Annotated in this window: 3 protein-coding genes and 1 pseudogene; 3 read left to right on the forward strand and 1 reads right to left on the reverse strand. The window is 32.5% G+C overall.

The window, feature by feature from the left end; all coding sequences use genetic code 11:
- The 3 genes and pseudogenes from FC55_RS10185 to FC55_RS09545 all read left to right on the forward strand — a co-directional run.
- A partial coding sequence (locus FC55_RS10185) for an SEC10/PgrA surface exclusion domain-containing protein (RefSeq protein WP_411961518.1) occupies positions 1-1,854 on the forward strand: 1,854 nt, incomplete at both ends.
- Between the two features lies 1 nt (position 1,855).
- Positions 1,856-2,438 (forward strand): annotated as a pseudogene (locus tag FC55_RS10325) (LPXTG cell wall anchor domain-containing protein); the annotation flags it as partial.
- 18 nt (positions 2,439-2,456) lie between these two features.
- On the forward strand, positions 2,457-2,816 hold the full coding sequence (locus FC55_RS09545) for a hypothetical protein (protein ID WP_003699140.1): 360 nt from the start codon (positions 2,457-2,459) through the stop codon (positions 2,814-2,816).
- A 102-nt stretch (positions 2,817-2,918) separates the two neighbouring features.
- Here the strand turns inward: FC55_RS09545 and FC55_RS09550 are convergent, their stop codons facing one another.
- The gene (locus FC55_RS09550) at positions 2,919-3,848 is read right to left on the reverse strand and encodes a site-specific integrase (RefSeq protein ID WP_003699138.1); all 930 of its coding nucleotides are present in this window, start codon (positions 3,846-3,848) and stop codon (positions 2,919-2,921) included.
- Positions 3,849-4,012: the final 164 nt, after the last annotated feature.

Below are 4,012 nucleotides of genomic sequence, written 5' to 3' on the forward strand. Positions count from 1 at the left end.
ACAAGCTGATGTAACAACAGCTCAAAACAATGTAAATGCAGCTCAAAAGACAGTTGATGATGCAAAGGCAGCTATGGATCCAGCTAATGTGCAATCTACTGTTGATGCAGCTAATAAAGCTGAAGCTCAAGTAAATCAAGATAAGCAAGATGTAGCAACGGCACAAACTAATTTAGAGAATGCAAAAGCAGCTGATGCAACACGTCAAACTAATATTGACAATGCTAAAAAAGCGGTAAATACAGCACAAGCTAATGTTGATTTCTCTACAAAACAAGCTCAAGAAATGAAAGATCAACTTAATAAGTATCAAGGAATCAAAGATACAGCCCAAAAAGAAGTTGATGGTCTAAATGATAAGTTATCTAATGTAAATACTATTGAACTACCTAAGGGATATACAAAAGAAGCATATAGAGCATGGAATGAAGCAAATTATAAAAAGTATATAGGAACAGCAACAGCTGAAGATTTACAAGCAATTAAAAATTGGGAAGATATAACTTCACAAGAAGTCAATAATAATTATAAACACAATAAGATTGATGAAGATAACAAGATATTAAATGGGGATATTCATAATTTAACACAAAGTCAATTAGAGGAATTAGCAACATTTACAGCTAGTTTATTAAATCCTTTGAGAAAACAAGTAGGTAGTATTCCTTTAGAGGTATCAAAAGGTTCTGTGAAAATTGCTCAAGATGTAGCTAAAAAATATGAGCAAGATAATTGGACAGCTTGGGGAAATGTTAAAGACTCAACATTTAAGGGACATGACATTAACGGATTAGTTGAAGTTGCTAACAAATATAATTTTCAAGATATTGGTGAAAATTTAGGTGGCAATGCTCTAATGTATGGTTCAGATAATATGGATCAATTGAAGGAATATACGTACGTAATCTTAGTTGATATGTTACTACATGATGGTGATTCAAATTGGGGACATGCTAGAGCTGCATTAGGATTGTTGAATAATGCTGATTCATATGGTGGAGATGATGAGCAAGTAGACCATGCTTATATTGGAGTCTCCTTTGATAATATTCCAGGAGCATTGATGGGTTCTCAAGAACATTTTAACTTTATGTATACCCCATACGGTTATGTTCTAAATGAAGATAATACAGCTAGAATTTCTACAAATGATAAATTTGATGCGACTCCTGTAGCAATATTATCCACCGAAGATTTAGTAACTCAATTAAATACAGCAAAGGCTAAATTAGCTAGTGCAACTGATGCTTTGAATAAAGCTAAAGATGCTGATACACAAGCACAACAAATTTTAGCTAAGAATAAAGTGGAATTAACAACTGCTCAAGATAATTTAACAAAAGCTCAAAATGTGCTAGTTCAAACAGAAATAGCACAAAAGGCTTTAACGGATGTACAAAATAAATTAGCTGCAGATACTAAGATTAATGAAGATGCACAAGCTAAAAAAGAAGCTGCATTAGGTGATGAAGCTGCTAAACAAAAAGTTTTAGATCAAGCAAATGCAAACTTAGCAACAGCTCAAAAAGCTCTAACAGATGCTCAAGCTAAACAAAAAGCAGCTGAAAATAATCTCTCAGCTGAAAAAGCTAAATTAGCAAGTTTGCAACAAGTAGCTAATGAGAAGATACAAGATGTTAAGGCAGCACAAGTAGCATTAGACGATGCTAAGAATAAACTAGCAGCATTAGAGAATGCACCATTGCTCGTAAAGGCAGCTGAAGATAAGTTAGCAGCAGCTCAAAAAGCATTAGATCCAGTAGAAAATGTATTAGTTTCTGAGAAAGCTAAGTTATCAGCATTGAAACAAGATTTAGCAGATGCACAAGCTGATGTAACAACAGCTCAAAAGAANGAATTATGATGAAAAGCTAGCAATTCAAACTAAAGCACAAACAGATCTAGATAATGCTAAGAAAGTTCTACAAGCAATTTATGATCGTGAAGCTCTAGAAGCACAAATTGCAGCTCAAGAAAAAGCAAGAGAAGAAGCTGAGAAGAAAGCTGCAGAAGAAAAAGCACAAGCTGAAAAGAATGGTTATCATGTAGATGGTAACAAAGTAGTTGATGAAAATGGTAACCAAGTATCAAATTGGACTGTTAAAAATGGTCAAATTATTGATAACAAGGGTAAAGTAGTATCTGGACTAACTATTAATAAAGCTGGTGCTGTAGTAAACAAGACTGGTCAACAAATTAATTCTAAGAACGTGGTAGATAACCTACAAGCTAATAAACGTACTCAAGCTCCAGTTGTTCAATCTAAGGTAGCAGGTAAGACATACGTAAGCACAGTAGTGGTTCCTGAAAAAGCTAAAGCAAATGCATTACCACAAACTGGTGAGAAAGAAAGTAAGACAACTCTTGTAGGCGCAATTCTAGTTGGATTGGGTAGCTTAGTTGGATTATTCGGATTAGGTCGTAAAAAAGAATATTAATAAATAGGAGGGGACAATATGGAAAAAGCATGGAATATCGTAAAGATGATTTTTGCTAGTGTAGATCGTGGATACTTAATTAGAAGTTATATTCTAGGCTTTCTGTACATGGCAATTGTAGTTGCTCCACATACTTTTATGTATTGGCATAGAGATACAACTTGGATTACGCTATTGCTTTTTCCATTTGCCAAATTAGTTTGGGACGGAGTAATGAATACATTAATTGGAAATAACGTATTTATTTTTCCAATATGGATTATATACCTATGGAAATTTACAAAATACTATATCTTGATTAAGTGTATCTGGTTTATTTGCCCTCTTGGTATAGCTTATCTTCTATTTATTAATCGTGAGTATATTAAACAAATGTAAATAAAGCCCTGGACTTTTGTAGGTCTGGGGTTTTGTTATTTAATTTGATAAAAGAAAGATAAATAAATCCCATATCTTAAAAAGATACAGGATATGTTGGTATTATAATGTTTTTAGATACTTTAATATCTTTCGATTGTCTTTAGTTTCAAGTTCTTGTATGATATGAAGGTAAGTTTCTTGTGTGGTTGTAACATTAGCATGACCTAAGCGTTGTGACACACTTAGAACTGACACACCTTGAAATAGTAGCAATGATGCGTGTGTATGCCTTAGACCATGTATGGAAATCGTAGGAATATTGGCATGTTTACATAGTGTCTCCAATCTACTATTTACAGTAGAATTGAATATTTTTTGACCCTTGCTGACAAAGATAGGTTGGTTAGGGTCTTTTCTTTTATTTAATTTTCTAAAAGCTTTTAAAGTATTGTCATCAACAAACACTTTGCGATTAGAACTTTTATTTTTAGTAGGCTGAAAACCATAATCTTTAAATTTGTAGTTCCAAGATTTATTAACAATAATTTGCTTATTTTTATAATCAAAGTCAGAAGGGGTTAGGGCTAGAGCTTCAGCAAATCTTAAACCAGTTTTGCTAACTAAGTAGATGAACCAATCCCAGTTTATTTCAGATGATAAATTTAATTCATGAACTAAAGCTTCTAATTCATTTTTGTTTAAGAATTTCTTCTTTTTCTTTCTTTTTTGAATTCCTTTGATAATTGCCTTTCTAGTGGGATCAACTTTAATTAATCCATCCTCATAAGCATCTGTAAGACTAGCTTTTAAGTGATGATGAAAGTCTAGCGTGGTTTCTCGTTCGTGTGTTTCTGCAAATTTATTTAAAAGTGTTTGATAACTTTTTCGATCAATTTGATTCATATGTAGATCGGGGCATAGTCTTCTAACATGCTTATATGCTAATTCATATTTAATTAAAGTTGCATGTCGAACTGCACCTTTCTTATATAAATCAATCCAATTTCTGTAGTATTTGTAAAACAATTTTGTACTTGTTCTCGTAGCCATAATGCATTCTCCTTTAGTAATAACTAATAAAACAACATATAATAAATTATCATTAATCAAGATAAAATAGAATAGATATAGAGTAAAAAATAATTTCCTCTGCAGCCTTAATAGTTGATATTAATGGAACTTTGAGACTTTCACGTTCACCCCAAAGCAACGTT

It is taken from the genome of Ligilactobacillus salivarius DSM 20555 = ATCC 11741 (assembly GCF_001435955.1).
Lineage (GTDB): Bacteria > Bacillota > Bacilli > Lactobacillales > Lactobacillaceae > Ligilactobacillus > Ligilactobacillus salivarius.

Excerpts from the sequence above, each read along its gene's own strand:
- FC55_RS09550 (WP_003699138.1), bottom strand. The coding sequence starts at position 3,848 with ATGGCTACGAGAACAAGTACAAAATTGTTTTACAAATACTACAGAAAT.
- FC55_RS09545 (WP_003699140.1), top strand. The coding sequence starts at position 2,457 with ATGGAAAAAGCATGGAATATCGTAAAGATGATTTTTGCTAGTGTAGAT.